General features: G+C 69.0%; 14 protein-coding genes and 2 pseudogenes. 8 read left to right on the top strand and 8 right to left on the bottom strand.

The genetic code is table 11. The features are described from left to right. Positions 1-14 precede the first annotated feature (14 nt). From ACFYXV_RS29075 to ACFYXV_RS29065, 3 genes are all read left to right on the top strand, one after another. The gene (locus ACFYXV_RS29075) at positions 15-299 is read left to right on the top strand and encodes a hypothetical protein (protein WP_389384462.1); all 285 of its coding nucleotides are present in this window, start codon (positions 15-17) and stop codon (positions 297-299) included. A gap of 216 nt (positions 300-515) precedes the next feature. Continuing rightward, positions 516-818, top strand: coding sequence for a molybdate ABC transporter substrate-binding protein (locus ACFYXV_RS29070; RefSeq protein ID WP_389384461.1), 303 nt, complete (start codon positions 516-518; stop codon positions 816-818). Positions 819-948: 130 nt separating this feature from the next. Continuing rightward, complete coding sequence (locus ACFYXV_RS29065) at positions 949-1,080, top strand: hypothetical protein (RefSeq protein WP_389384460.1); 132 nt, start codon at positions 949-951, stop codon at positions 1,078-1,080. Positions 1,081-1,214: 134 nt separating this feature from the next. On the opposite strand, the gene ACFYXV_RS29060 is transcribed toward ACFYXV_RS29065, so the two are convergent. Then, complete coding sequence (locus ACFYXV_RS29060; RefSeq protein WP_389384459.1) at positions 1,215-1,772, bottom strand: TetR/AcrR family transcriptional regulator; 558 nt, start codon at positions 1,770-1,772, stop codon at positions 1,215-1,217. 70 nt (positions 1,773-1,842) lie between these two features. Between ACFYXV_RS29060 and ACFYXV_RS29055 the strand changes: the two genes are divergently transcribed. Continuing rightward, a complete protein-coding gene (locus tag ACFYXV_RS29055; RefSeq protein WP_389384458.1) occupies positions 1,843-3,000 on the top strand; it encodes an FAD-dependent monooxygenase in 1,158 nt (385 codons plus the stop codon). A gap of 670 nt (positions 3,001-3,670) precedes the next feature. On the opposite strand, the gene ACFYXV_RS29050 is transcribed toward ACFYXV_RS29055, so the two are convergent. The 4 genes and pseudogenes from ACFYXV_RS29050 to ACFYXV_RS29035 all read right to left on the bottom strand — a co-directional run. Further along, the gene (locus ACFYXV_RS29050; RefSeq protein ID WP_389384457.1) at positions 3,671-3,844 is read right to left on the bottom strand and encodes a hypothetical protein; all 174 of its coding nucleotides are present in this window, start codon (positions 3,842-3,844) and stop codon (positions 3,671-3,673) included. 166 nt (positions 3,845-4,010) lie between these two features. Further along, positions 4,011-6,893, bottom strand: a complete 2,883-nt coding sequence (locus tag ACFYXV_RS29045) for a tetratricopeptide repeat protein (protein WP_389384456.1) — start codon at positions 6,891-6,893, stop codon at positions 4,011-4,013. A gap of 79 nt (positions 6,894-6,972) precedes the next feature. Continuing rightward, positions 6,973-7,311 carry a trypco2 family protein gene (locus ACFYXV_RS29040; protein WP_389384455.1) on the bottom strand — a complete coding sequence of 113 codons (339 nt, stop codon included), beginning with the start codon at positions 7,309-7,311 and terminating at the stop codon, positions 6,973-6,975. A 352-nt stretch (positions 7,312-7,663) separates the two neighbouring features. Continuing rightward, positions 7,664-7,960: pseudogene (locus ACFYXV_RS29035) on the bottom strand (hypothetical protein); the annotation flags it as partial. A 120-nt stretch (positions 7,961-8,080) separates the two neighbouring features. Between ACFYXV_RS29035 and ACFYXV_RS29030 the strand changes: the two are divergent. After that, positions 8,081-8,404, top strand: coding sequence for a DUF6092 family protein (locus ACFYXV_RS29030; RefSeq protein ID WP_385461838.1), 324 nt, complete (start codon positions 8,081-8,083; stop codon positions 8,402-8,404). Then, complete coding sequence (locus tag ACFYXV_RS29025) at positions 8,401-8,952, top strand: nitroreductase family protein (protein ID WP_389384454.1); 552 nt, start codon at positions 8,401-8,403, stop codon at positions 8,950-8,952. Before ACFYXV_RS29030 ends, ACFYXV_RS29025 begins: the two co-directional genes overlap by 4 nt. Positions 8,953-9,504: 552 nt before the next feature. Here ACFYXV_RS29025 and ACFYXV_RS29020 read toward each other — a convergent pair. Beyond that, positions 9,505-9,801, bottom strand: a complete 297-nt coding sequence (locus ACFYXV_RS29020; RefSeq protein ID WP_389384453.1) for a hypothetical protein — start codon at positions 9,799-9,801, stop codon at positions 9,505-9,507. Between the two features lie 192 nt (positions 9,802-9,993). Then, positions 9,994-10,410: a hypothetical protein gene (locus tag ACFYXV_RS29015; RefSeq protein ID WP_389384452.1), complete on the bottom strand. Its 417-nt coding sequence runs from the start codon at positions 10,408-10,410 to the stop codon at positions 9,994-9,996. Between the two features lie 178 nt (positions 10,411-10,588). On the opposite strand from ACFYXV_RS29015, the pseudogene ACFYXV_RS29010 reads away from it, so the two are divergent. Then, positions 10,589-10,801, top strand: a pseudogene (locus ACFYXV_RS29010) (transposase); the annotation flags it as partial. 101 nt (positions 10,802-10,902) lie between these two features. On the opposite strand, the gene ACFYXV_RS29005 reads toward ACFYXV_RS29010, so the two are convergent. Beyond that, complete coding sequence (locus tag ACFYXV_RS29005) at positions 10,903-12,012, bottom strand: alpha/beta hydrolase (RefSeq protein ID WP_385461826.1); 1,110 nt, start codon at positions 12,010-12,012, stop codon at positions 10,903-10,905. Positions 12,013-12,381: 369 nt separating this feature from the next. Here ACFYXV_RS29005 and ACFYXV_RS29000 point away from each other — a divergent pair, with 369 nt between their 5' ends. Further along, positions 12,382-12,915 carry a hypothetical protein gene (locus ACFYXV_RS29000; protein WP_389384451.1) on the top strand — a complete coding sequence of 178 codons (534 nt, stop codon included), beginning with the start codon at positions 12,382-12,384 and terminating at the stop codon, positions 12,913-12,915. The last annotated feature ends 5 nt before the right edge of the window (positions 12,916-12,920 follow it).

Here is a 12,920-nt window from a genome sequence, read left to right as displayed (position 1 = left end):
GCACCGTGTACGAGATGACCCACACCGAACGCATCCGGTACAAGCGGCGCCAGGATGCCGCCTACCAGGCCGGCGAAGAGGCCGTCACCAGTCTTCAGGCAGCGCTCGCGCTCGCGGGCATGACCCTTCCCTCCCTGAGCAACGACGGGCCGGTGGCCGGCCACGGCTTCGTCCGACTCGGAGGATGCAATGCGGCCTTCGCCAACCGGCTCGCCGAAGTGATCGCCGCGGGGGCCGGTGCTCTGCAGCACACACGCCGCAGTGACGACAAGAGGGATCGGCCTCAGCCCGCGTCATAGCGAACGTCGACGCGGCCTGCCGATCCGGACGGTTCGGAAGGGCGGGGTCAAGGCACACTCCGGAAGTGGCGTCACAGTGCCCGCGTTCCGGTGCCAAGGACCGAAGAGCCTGTTCCCCTCCGCCGCCCAGCCAATGTCGGTGTCGGTGTCGGTGTCGGTGTCGGTGTCGGGCACTGTCCATCTCCAGGATCCAGGACGGCCCGCTCGCGTCTCGTGATGAGTGACAGCCGGGGAAGGACACCGGCCTTCAGGCCGATGTCCTTGGCAGCGTCGGCGGTGGTCGCGGCGGTTCGAACTCGGCGAGGCCGACCAGCCCTCGTCTGCAAGGCCGACGCCATCGCCCCGAAAGGCACAGTCGACGCGGTGGAGATCCCCGACGACCAGAACGCCATCGCCTCCTACCCCGCCACCACCCTCAAGGCAACCAAGAACCAGGCCGCCGCGAACACCTTCGCGACCTGGCTGTCGAGCCCTGAGGCCCAGCAGATCCTCCAACAGGCCGGCTTCCAAAAGCCGTAGCAGCGGTAACCCGCGGACGGGATCCCAGTCTTGTGCCGGTTGCTGGTACTGCGTGCCGCGGCCCGGACTCCCCCGCTCGCCTGCGGCCCCTCCCCCTTCTGTTGTGCTGTTTCCCTTCTAGCTTCCGGACGTGCTGATGGCCCGCCGTGTCTCCCGGTCCCGCCCGCCGATCGCCCTGGCGCTGCCCGCCGTACTGGCGGTCGCGTTCCTGATGCTCCCGCTTGCCGGGGCCGCCTTCCGGGCTCAGCCCGAAGCTGGCTGAGCTTCGCTGGAGGTCGTCCCCGCCGTCGTCGCCGCTCCACGTGCACGTGTGGAGGGCGCACCGGCCGAAGCGGTGCCATCCCGTTCTGCTGACCGTGCCCGTCGTGGTCGATCTCGTCGACGTCGAGCGGAAACCTAACGCAGGGCGGCGGCGACCAGCCCTTCGATGGCTTCGCGCGGTACGTCGCCGCCGCTCACCAGCCTGTCGAAGACCAGTCCGTCGATGCAGGTCAGCAGGATGTGAGTGCGGCTCTCGACATCCGTGACGCCGTGCGTGGCGAGGAACAGTCGGACGGCCTCGCGGCCGGCGTTCTCGCGGGGTACGAGGATCTCGCGGAGCTCCGGGTCGCGCACGCTCTCGATGGCGCAGGCGTAGCGGGCGAGCGAGCGGCGGCGTCCCTCGCCGGTGAGTCGCTGTCGGGTGAGCAGTGCCATGCCGTTCACCATGTCCTCGACGGTGCGCAGGGGCGGTAGCTCTTCGGGCATCGTTTGCAGTTCTGCTTGGTCGAGTTGGACCAGGCGTGTGACGAGTGCGGTGAGCAGCGCGGCTCGGGTGCGGTAGTAGGCCGAGGTGGTGCCGGGCGGCATGGCGGCTTTGCGGTCGACTGCGCGGTGGGTCAGGCCGCGGATCCCTTCGTCGGCGAGTACGTCGATCGCGGAGTCCGCGAGGAAAGTGCGTCGATTCGAGGCCATACCCCTTTCTACACCCGTAGAGATTCACATAGGATCGTTTTCTACAGCTGTAGAAGAATCGGAGTTCGGCATGGGCAGCAAGGCAGTAGTGGTCGGAGGAGGCATCGGCGGGCTCGCCGCCGCGATCGGCCTGCGCCGCATCGGATGGGACGTGACGGTGGTCGAGCGCACGTCCATGCTGGAGGACGCGGGGGCGGGCATCTCACTGGCTGCCAACGGCCTTCGGGCGCTGGACGAACTCGGCGTCGGCGAGGCGGTACGAGATGCATCGCGAGGCCAGTACAGTGGCGGAACTCGCACGCCCCAGGGCGGTTGGCTGGCCCGGATGGACGGTGCGGCGCTGGAGAAGGCGGTGGGCACGCCGATCATGGGCATCCCTCGCTCCACCTTGCACCGGCTGCTTCGCGACTCCCTGCCCCCCGAATCAATGCTGATCGGCTCCGAGGCGGCCTCGGTCAAGCAGATCGACGCCGGGACGGTTCAAGTCGGCTGCGGCGAGACGGTCCTGGACGCCGAGCTGGTGGTGGCGGCCGACGGCATCGGCAGCAAAGTCCGGAGCCGGCTCTTCCCAGACCACCCCGGCCCGGTCTACGGCGGCTCGACGGTGCTGCGCGCCATCACCGAGCACGCGGTCGACCTGCGCACCGACTTCGAGCTGACCTGGGGCCGCGGCGCGGAGTTCGGGCACATCGCCTTCCTGGACGGGCGAGCCGAGTGGCACGCCGTCCTCAGCCTCGCTGCCGGGACCAGGTTCGCCGACCCACTGGCCGAACTGCGCCGACGGTTCCACGCCTGGCACGACCCGATCCCCGCCCTGCTCGACGCGACCCGGACCGAAGCCGTGCTGCACCACGACGTGAGCGAACTCCGCACGCCGCTCCCCTCGTACACGGTCGGACGGATCGCGCTGCTCGGCGACGCGGCACACGCGATGACCCCCAACCTCGGACAGGGCGCCTGCCAGGCAATGGAGGACGCGGTGACCCTGGCCGCCGCCCTCGGCACCGAGCCCACCATCGAAACCGCCCTCGCCCGCTACAACGCCATGCGCCGCACCCGGAGCCAGGCCGTCGCCCGGGCTGCCCGGCAGGCCGGGCGCATGGGCCAGCAGCTCTCCCATCCACTGGCCGTCACCCTGCGCAATGCAGCAATGCGGCTGACACCCTCCCGAGTCACAACGCGCATGATCCTTCGACACCACACCTGGGTCCCGCCACAGCTGAACTGATCTGGTCCGCGCCCCGCCAACCCGGCGCTGCCCGCCGGTACGGGCGCGCCAGATTCCAGCTGGTGAGCGCCGGAAGCCGTCGCGTACAGCGCCAGAAGATCGACTTACCTGCCGCGGGCCGTTCCGGGAAAGCGAGGACCGGCGATCCCTCCGAGGAAGGTGAGGCGCAGGATGGCGCACAGGCCTGGTCGTCGGTATCGGCGGGGTTGAGGAAACAGAGTCCAGACTGACGGGCGTCATGGCCAGTTGGCGTAGGAGCCCCCCCCGCTCAGCACGGTCGTGGAGGATGGCGACACCCGCTTCTACGGGCCGGGGACTGCTGCCCTGAGGTGCCCGGAGCACTGTCAACGCCGCGCGCGACCTTGTCCAGGCGATCCCGCCCCACGCGGAGCGTCAGTTCGCGAAGCCGGCGGCCGGTGATCGTGCTGTGAACGCGTTCGGCCGGATGCTGACACGCGGGACACACCCCGGGCGGCCCGCAGCCAGCCGCGTCGATCATTAAGTGGTCATCCAGGACGACGGCCTGCCGCACAACTACGGTCAGGCCCGGGAACAGGGCGCCCTCGACAGTCTCCAGCTCCATGATGGCGCGATCCCCTGGCGGAACGATCCTGCAATCCCTCCGCCTCGCAGCGCATCCCGCCAGGTACGAGGTGTTGCAACGGGATGCTCAGTACTTGATCTCTTTGGCTTCGTACCCTTCGAGCCCTATCGTGGCGAGGACGGGTACGAGAGCGCGCAGGTACCAGGCGAGGTCGGTGAACGCGGGCGCCTCCGGAATATGCCGGCGGTCGATGGTGGGCGAGAAGCAGACCTTCGTGCGGCCGGGCATGAACATGAACATGCCGCGCGGTCCACGAACTTGCGCCAGTGGGCGGGGAGCGTCATTCCAAACGTGCACTATTCCTCCAGCCTGCCCTTGGCGTCCAGAGAATGGTGGACGTTCTGCGCCTGGTGTCGCGTTGCGCTGCGGCGGATGGTGGCCCGAGGGGCTAGGTGCGCCCGCTGGGCTACTGCCCGAGGGCTTCGAACCAGGCTGCCACTTCCAGAGATTGTCGTAGCGCGGCTTCGAAAGCCATGGGGTTGGTCTCGGCTAGTCCGCGGTTGATTCTGACAGCTTCCTCAATTGCGGCCAGGCCCTCCTCCCGCCGGCCCTCCTCACCCAGCCGGACGGCCAGGTTGTCCAGGGCCTTGGCAAGGTCGGGCAGGTGTGCGTTGGGGCTGGCCTCGACCAGTGTTCGGTTGATTTTGACAGCTTCCTCAAGGGCGGCCAGGCCCTCCTCACCCCGACCCACCTCACCGAGCCGGATGGCCAGATTGGTGAGGGAGGCGGCAAGGGCGGGCAGGTGGTCGTTGGGGTCAGCCTCGGCCAGTGTTCGGTTGATTTTGACAGCTTCGTCACCGGCGGCCAGGCCCTCCTCACGCTGGCCCGCCTCTCCCAGCCAGATGGCCAGGCTGTTCAGGGCCTTGGCGAGGTCGAGCAGGTGGGCGTCAGGGTCGGCCTCGACCAGCACGCGGTAGTACCTGACAGCTTCCTGAACGGCGGCCAGGGCCTCCTCACGCCGGCCCACCTCACCCAGCCGGACGGCCAGATTGTTCAGGGAAGCGGCGAGGACGGACAGGTGGGCGTCGGGGCTGGCCTCAGCCAGCACGCGGTAGTACCTGGTGGCTTCCTCGATGGCAGCCAGGCTCTCCTCCCCCCGGTTCACCTCCTTCAGCCAGACGGCCAGGTTGTTCAGGGCCATGGCGAGGCCGGGCAGGTGAGCGTTGGGGTCGGCCTGGACCAGCACGCGGTAGCGGTCGGCCAGGGTTTGCATGAGGTGAGAGGCTGTGGCAGCGAGGCGCTGGCTGCTCCGCGGGAGCTGATCGCAGAGGGTGGTGAGAGCAGTAGTGGGGGTAGCGGGGTCGGAGATGGTGATGTTGAGAGCGGCGGCGAGGGGGGCGGGGTGGTCGGTGTGGGTGGCGGTGATGATGATCTGCGCGCTCAGCTGAGGGTTGCGTGTGCAGAGGTCAGTGAGCTGGGTGTCGAGGCGGTCTTGAAAGACAGGGTGGGCTGCGGCGCGGCTGTAGACGGTGAGAAGCCGTACGGTCTGGGCGTGGTCGGCGTCCTGAAGGAGGCGGTCGGCGAGGGTGGGGTCGGCGTTCAGGAAGCGACCGACGTGACGTTCCGTGAGGCGGTCGGGCTGTAGTGCGCCCCACGGAAGCGGGGTGGTGGTTGGGGGGTAGAGGGTGGCAAGCCAGGTGGTGACCTGGTTGCGGCGGTCGCGGGTCTGGTCTGCCAGCGCGGGGAGCCGTTGCCACAGCCGGTCGGCCTGTTCGCGGTCGGCGGCGCCGACGAGGTGGGCAGCGGCCAGCGCCGTCTCCAGCGTCGCGGGACTCAGACCCGGGGTGAGGCCGAGAACGGCAGCGCTCTGCCTCCAGTAGCGGCTCTCGTGGTCTAGGAGCCGGTCCTCGACATCCGCGGCTCCACGGAGTGCGGCATCGCATTGCTGGTCTCCGGTGGCGACGGTGGTTGGGGGCTCGGCGGTGTCGAGGAGGTCCGCGAGGGCGGCCATGTGGAGGGTGAGGGCGTTGCCGTAGGCGTCCTGGTCCGGCAGCGGCGGCAGACAGGCCGCACTTGTGGTCCAGTCGTGTCCGGCCATGCCGGCGACCCGTGGCAGGGCGGTGGCCAGGGCGCGGGCCGCGTCGCGGTAGCGGTCGGCCCGGTCGGCGGGGTCGTTCTCCAGAGGGGTGAGCAGGCGAATGGGTGCAGTTGCGAGGCGGTCCCCGGCGAGGCGTGTGGCGGTAGCGGCCTGGCGCCACCAGTCGCCGCCTGTACGGGCAAGCAGCAGGAGTTTGAGCGGGGTGGCGCCAGGGTGTTCGGCGGCGGCCTCGACGAGGGCGGCGAGCTGTTCGGTGCGGGTCTCGGCGTAGTCGAGGACGACAAGCAGCGGCCTGGCGACGTGCCGCACCCCCGCCAGCTGGTCCGCACTGGCGCTCGCCTTCGGCCACAGCACGGCCCAGTGGTCGGCGGCGAGGTCGGCGGCGAGGTGGTGAGCGAGGCGGGTTTTGCCCTGCCCGCCCGGCCCGAGCAGCAGCCAGGCTCCGAACCCGCCCCGTGCGCACCACGCCCTCAGCTCGCCGAGAAGGTCCTCGCGGCCGTCGAAGGGCACGGTCTGGTACCGGGCTTCGAGCAGCGCCGCGGGGGAGGGCAGCTGCGTGCTTCGGTCGGTGCCTTGGGCGGGATCGGTGAGGTGCTGGAGTTCCACCGCCTCCAAGCCGTGATCCGCGCCCGGGCCATGCTGGGCCAGGGCGGTACGGAAGGCGGGGTCGTGGTGGAGGACGTAGGCGGGTACGACGTTCAGCTGCCCACCGCCGGAATAGGCGCGGTCGGAGGCCACCACACCGACCAGCAGTAGGTCGGCGAACACGGCCGCGCCCGACATGCCGCCCCACGGAGATGTGCCGTCGGATGACCACTGCGGGGGGTGCTGGAGCAGGTCCATCACATACTGGTTGCCCACGAAACCGGTGCCCGGGTTCAGCTCCGCGCGCAGTTGCGCGGCCTCCACCGTCCTGTCCTCACGCTGGGCGACATCCGGTACGCCCCAGGTCTCACAACCGGTACCGGGCCGGTCCGTGACCAGTCGGCCCCACCGCACCGGCGCGGCTGGCGCTTGCCAGTGCGGATCGTCGTCGACGAGGACCAGGGCTGCGTCGTCCCGACCGGCCGGGGTACCGCACCACACCACCGACCCACCCACCGTCCCGCTGCCGCCTAAGGGGGAGACCTCCACCCGGGTGCCGGCGGGGCCAGCGACGTGCGCGGAGGGCAGCACCAGCCGCCCGCCCACTGCATACCCCGAACCCGGCTCACCCGGCCCACTCACTCCGGCCAGACGTCGCCGCTCCATCCAAGCCCTCCACGGCCTCGTCCGAACACAAGCCCCGCAGCCGGGTCCGGCAAACAGCGTCCCTGGCCCGGCCGCGGGATCAGTCCTCGATGCGCTTGGAGGTGTCCCCGGGACCGGACCGGCGCGGCCGCGTCGCGTGCACCAGCAGATCCCCGCCGCCCGCGGTCTTCGGGGTGAGGGTGAACGACACCCGGTGCGTGCGCCCCCGTGACACCCCGGCCTCGGCCTCCACGCTGCCGACCGCCCACAGCTTGAAGCCGGCCTTCGCCTTCGCGTCCGCCCGCAGCTCGACCTCGAACTCCATCGCCACCGGCCCCACCGCGAACACCACCCCGGGATCGTCACCCACTTGCGCCGCCGCCGCGACCAGTTCGTCCCGTACGGCCGCCACCGCTTCTACCAGAGGAACATCCGTCACACCCACCCACCCGGCATCTGACGCATGATTACGCTGATGCGGACACCGTAGAACCCGATCGTGATCGCCGCGGCTGATGCCCCACTTCACCTGCCGTGTTCACCCGCGTAGTGCCTGCCAAATAGCTGATCATTGGTACGAACATCTCTGGAACCCGACAGCGGCGTGCCACCCGAGCTTCACGGCCTTCCCGGGCGTTGCACCCGATACGACGTTGCGGTGTTTGTCACCAGCGGCCGAGATCAGGCCGACGGCGTCAACTGAACGGGCACCCCATCGGCAGCCTCCTACGAGGGCATCGCCGTGCCTGTGGACCGCGATTTTGATGCGGGGAAGGCAACTCCGCCTACTTCGAATCCCAGGTCTCGGCGAGGGGCACCATGTGGTCGATGTCCAGCTTGGAGGCGTCGGTGACCGTGGTGTCGTCGTTGTAAGATCACCACACGCCCCCCGTCAGCGTGCAGCCCGGACCGATCTGCGAGTATTCCACCGCCTCCGACAGCAATACCTCGGCGCGGGTGTTGCAGCCGTCCGCCGGGATGTCGCCTGCGTTCCAGTGCTTGAAGCTGGTGAGCTGGTAGCCAGTGCGGTCCTCGACTACAAGCGATCGGCAGGACCTGCGGCACAGCCGCTGGCGCGGACAGTACAGCGCACCGTCATGGAATCAACAGGCGGCCCGGGGGCTCCGGCAGGAGAATGCAGTGCTGGCCCCTCTGACGCTGTCGGACGACGCGGCGGGGGCGGAACCACGACAGAGAGAGGAATTGCAGTGTCCTCGACTTTCGTGCTTGCCGAAGACGATGCCGTCGAGCTCCTCGCTTACCTGGTGACAGCTGCGCGTACCCAGCTGGACGAGGCGGCGGAGTACGCGCCGCTGCGCCTGCTCACCGCCGCGAGCCGTCTGGCCGAGATGATCGGGCCTGCGGCGAGTGACGGGCTGCGTCCCTTCCTGGAGGACATCCGTCAAGGCTCCGGCGAGACGTCCGTCGCGGCCGGTGATCCTGACGGGTACACGGCCCGGCTAGACGCCCTGTGCCGCACGGTGGCCGTGCACCTGGCGTCCTCACTCGACCTGGACGGGAGCAGCCTGTGAACGACAGCACAGGGCCGGCCGCCGCCGTGATCGACGCCATCCGCACGCGCCGCGTCGTACGGGCCATGACGTCGGAGCCGGTCGACCCTCTCCAGGTCGAAGCCGTCCTCGACAGCGCCCGCTACGCGCCCCACGCCGGCAACCGGCGGCTGCACCGCTACGTCGCCATCACCCGTCCTGCGTTGCTGCGCGCAGTACGGATGGTCTCACCGGGGATGCTCCAGCGTCCGACGGCCGCGATCGTCATCTGTGTGGACTGGGCACGCGTCAAAAGCTACGGGTTCCCTCCGGCCAACCCGGGCCCCTACATCGACGTGGGAACCGCTGCCGCGACCATGCTGCTGGCGGCGCACAGCATCGGCCTGGGAGCCGGACCGGTCACGTCCTTCAGCCGGGCTGCGGTCGCCACCCTTCTCAACCTGACCGAGGCCCTGCGCCCCGAAATGATCATCTGCCTCGGTCATCCGGCCCCTCAGCAGCCACCCCCAGTGCGGCGGAGCAGCGGGCCTGCCTGGGCAGACCTGGTTCAATGGGAACAGGACCACTGAGGATTTCAGGGTGGAGTCGGTGGGTTGAGGGCCAGGCCGGTGGCGGTGAGACAGCAGTCGATCAGGTGGGGCCGGAGTTGGAATACGAGGTCGGTGACGTCAAGCAGAAGGGCGGCCGCTGGTTCAGCCGAGTCGTGAAAGTCACCACCACCCACGACCCGTGCGGCGCAACCGCGGACGAGGGTGACTGTTCCATGAACAGGATGCAGGGTAACGGCGACACGAAGCTGTTCCCGGTCCACTTGGGCCAGGTCACCTGGCGGCTGAAGGTCACCGGGAAGAAGTAGCCGACCCCACGCCGCGTCCGGGGCCTCCCTCTGCCGGCCCAGCACTTCGGGCCGCACTCGCCACTGTCCGCGAGACTCCGCGACGTAGTGGTGGCAAGTGACCGCTGCACACGTCGCAGCAGGCTCATGGACACCAGAAGTTCCGTTCGGGGAGCGGTCACAGTGACCGCTCCCCGAACGCGTCTCGCGACGGCTCTCCCGCAGACCTGGCCTTACACCTGCGACCACGGGGATACGGAACAGGCACCCAGCTTGTGCTTTATGGTCAGGCTGGTGGTGGCGGGAGTGAGAGTCGATCGAGCTGACCGTCGAGATGGGCGATGACTTTTCGGAACTCGCGGGCGCCGCAAAGAGACATGGCCCGAAGGGCGGTCTCGAGGACGGCACGGGCCTGCAGGGGATTGCCGCAGCAGTACTCGTGCACGTCGCCGTGCTCGTAGTGATGCCATAGCTCGCGCGCGGACCGGTGAACATGGTCACTCCACATGCGCACGGCCCAGCCGATTTCTCCCGGGTCCAGGTAGTTACGGGTGCGCTCAAGACTGGCGATCTCGGACAGCACTCGCGGGGACAGCCCGTTGATGGCGGGCTTGGTGCTCTGTCCGCGGAGCCGATGCGGGAGGCCGGCGCGGATCTGTCCTGGCCGATTACGCGGCATGGACCTTTCGGTTTGTCGTCATTCGGAACATGTTGCCATGGCCTCGAACGATGCCTCGAACGGGATAGCTCATTCGGTAGTTCGCCGGACATCGGTTCAGGCGGTGCGGGGGCGGTAGACACGCACCCTGCGCTCGGCGCCGGCCAGGCGGCCACCCGCCAGGATCATCATGGTGCGGCTGCCGCCGTGCCGGTAGCGCAGATCCGTGATCGCGACCAGGCGGTCGCCCGCCATCACCTGGTCCCGGACACGCAGTTCGGTCGGCACCACGTCCACCGGCACCCGCCCCGCCGGGACCCCCACCCCGCCCCGGCCCGCTTCCGCATCGCGGGCGGCGGCCGGTGGCGGTGGGGCCGGCTCGCAGGCGACTGTGCGGGCGATCCACTGGAATCCGGCCGTATCCGCCAGGCGCACCAGCAGCGGGGATAGGTAGAGGGCGACTACGCGGCCGTGGGCTTGGCGGTCGCGGTCGAACACCGCCTGCCCGAGCGCGTACCGGCGGGCGCCGGTCACCGGTGGCCGGCCAGAGCGCAGCGCCGCATCAGTACCTGCATATCGGTGACCAGGGGGCCGGTGGCGGTGTCCTGGGGTTCCGTGGCGCCGGCGGCCCCGGGCGCACCTCGGCGGGGCCTGAACGAGGGCCGGTGGGGACAGCTTCAAAGCCTTGCGGCGGGCGCGGGTGGTGTCGGACCGGACGTGGCTGACAGCGTTCCTGCTGCCCGCTTACGCCCCCGACCTGAACCCGGTCGAAGGCGTCTGGGCACACGTCAAGCGCAGCCTGGCCCACCTCGCCGTCATAGCCCTCGACCGACTCGAAACCCTCGTCCGCAACCGTCTCAAACGGTTTCAGTACCGGCCCGGCACCCCCGACGGCTTCATAGCAGGCACGGGCCTGACCCTCGACACCCAACAACACCTTGACGAGCCGAAGTCAGTAGGAATCTTGGGCACGTGTCCCATCCTCTCCGATGGCTCACATTCGAGCGGCAGAGAGGTCGGAACGGTTCACTTCGCGGCGACCGGGCCGCGCATCCGGTCGCTCATCCACTTCAGGTCACCGTTGAACAGGGTGTCCGTGTACTTGTAGCCGTCGTGGCCGCCCTCGAAGGAGGTCACCTTGGTCTCGATCGGGCCCTTGGTGATCTCCTGGCGGAGCTTGTCGAGCGCCGCGACCTCCGCCTTGGGCTCCTTCGTGCCCATCAGGAAGGAGATCGACACCTTGTAGCCGGTGGTGGGACCGGTCGCCGCCGAGGGCGAGGGGCTGTTCGTGGGCTTGGGGCTGGCCTTCGCACCGGCCTTTGCGCTGCTGGACGGGCTGCTCGAGGGACCGCCCGCGCCGCCGCTCTTCTTGATCAGCTGCTCGGCCAGCCAGGCCGGGCTGTTCTCCTGCTTCTCCTTCGGGTGGCCGTTCCACAGCGGGGAGTCGGGGGCCGCATCGGGCCCGCCGGCGATCGCCACGCTGAACCGCTCGGGGTATTGGAGCACCATCTTCATGCCCACGTAGCCGCCGGAGGAGGAGCCGAAGAAGCCCCAGCCCTTCGGGTCGGCGTAGGTGCGGAAGTTCTCCCGCACCAGGTCCGGGACGTCGTCCGAGATCCAGGTGCCCATCTTGGGCTGCCCCGGTATGTCGCTGCCGTCGTAGTAGGTGTCCTTGTTGGCGTTCAGGACCGGCATGATCACGATGAAGGGCAGGCTCTCGCCCTTGTCGGCGGCCTCCCCTATCCGCTCCTGAAGGCGGAACTCCTTGGAGAAGAAGTAGTTCGTCGGGTAGCCCACGGCACCCGGCAGCGCCATCAGGACCGGGAAGGCGCTGTTCTTGTACTCGGGCCGGTCGTACTGTTTCGGCACCCAGGCCCACACCCGGCCGGTGAAGCCGGACTTCGCCCCCTTCAGGTCGACGTGCACCACCCGCGTCCCGTCCGGCAGCGTCCTCTGCGGGTCCCACGTACGCGGGTTGGTCGGCATCCGTACGTCACTGGCGGCCTTGGTCTCCCCCGGCTTCGCCGACTCCTTCGGGGCGAAGGAGACGGGAGCTCCGTCGCTGGAGCAGCCGGACAGCGCGGCGACGCCGGACAGGACGAAGGCCGCGCAGAGCGTGGCGGAACGGTGTTTCACTCGGACTCCGGAGCAGACTGAAGGATCTCGAACGCGGTCTCGAACGGACCTCACAGGTATAGATCAATCCGGCGACATTTTGGTTCCATCGAAGCGCCACGAGGTTCGTCAGGGCGCGACCCGCTGCAGAACGGTGCGGGTGGCCGGGCCATAGGGGCCCCGGGGATCGGCGGCGACGGCCGCCGCGACGGCGGACCGGCCGGGAGGAAGACCTCGTACCGGCCCGTGCGGCGACGATGATGCGGCTCTTGAAATTTGGCCGCGACGGATATTTCGTGAAGCACGTGATGGCGGTGGGGCCGACAGCTGGGTCATGCTTGATCGCTAGCGCCGGAGGGCGGGGTCCGGCATGGCTCTTGGGGGTCCGCGGTGGTGGTCGGTGAGCTGGTGCGCGCGGAACTGCGACGGGTCGATTGGGCTTCGTTGAAGTGCGGCTGCGGCGATTCTGCGGAGCATGTGCCCCTTCTGTTCGAGGCGATCATCACTGCTGAGACGCCCCGGGACATGATCGGGTACACCCTTGATGATCACGTCGAGGGAGACACCGTCATCTTCGAGTGCACGCCGCCCGCGGTTGGCGTGATCATGGCCGCGCTGGCGGGCGACCTCTCGCCACTGGCCCGAGACGTGCTGCTGCAGACCTTGTTGTTCGTGGCCGCGGGTTCCGGCGACTATGCACTGGATACAACAGAAGGCGCGGGTCTGGGCGACAGATGCAGGCACCACGCTCAAGAGGGGTTCTGGGGGCTCGTCCAGATCGGGCTCACGGGCACTGCGGAAGACGCCGAAACGGTCGCCGACATCTGTGAGTACTTCAAACTGGGCGGTGACAAAGCCGCCTTCTACCAGGCCGAGCTTCGCGACCGCGTGCGCGCGAAGACCAAGCGCGGGCGACGCGTCTGAAGCTG

Source organism: Streptomyces sp. NPDC002181 (genome assembly GCF_042890485.1).
GTDB lineage: Bacteria > Actinomycetota > Actinomycetes > Streptomycetales > Streptomycetaceae > Streptomyces.
The sequence above is the reverse complement of the archived record's forward strand: the minus strand, read 5'-3'. Positions and strand labels throughout refer to the sequence as shown.

Excerpts from the sequence above, each read along its gene's own strand:
- ACFYXV_RS29075 (WP_389384462.1), top strand. The coding sequence starts at position 15 with ATGACCCACACCGAACGCATCCGGTACAAGCGGCGCCAGGATGCCGCC.
- ACFYXV_RS29070 (WP_389384461.1), top strand. The coding sequence starts at position 516 with ATGAGTGACAGCCGGGGAAGGACACCGGCCTTCAGGCCGATGTCCTTG.
- ACFYXV_RS29060 (WP_389384459.1), bottom strand. The coding sequence starts at position 1,772 with ATGGCCTCGAATCGACGCACTTTCCTCGCGGACTCCGCGATCGACGTA.
- ACFYXV_RS29055 (WP_389384458.1), top strand. The coding sequence starts at position 1,843 with ATGGGCAGCAAGGCAGTAGTGGTCGGAGGAGGCATCGGCGGGCTCGCC.
- ACFYXV_RS29050 (WP_389384457.1), bottom strand. The coding sequence starts at position 3,844 with ATGTTCATGTTCATGCCCGGCCGCACGAAGGTCTGCTTCTCGCCCACC.
- ACFYXV_RS29045 (WP_389384456.1), bottom strand. The coding sequence starts at position 6,893 with ATGGAGCGGCGACGTCTGGCCGGAGTGAGTGGGCCGGGTGAGCCGGGT.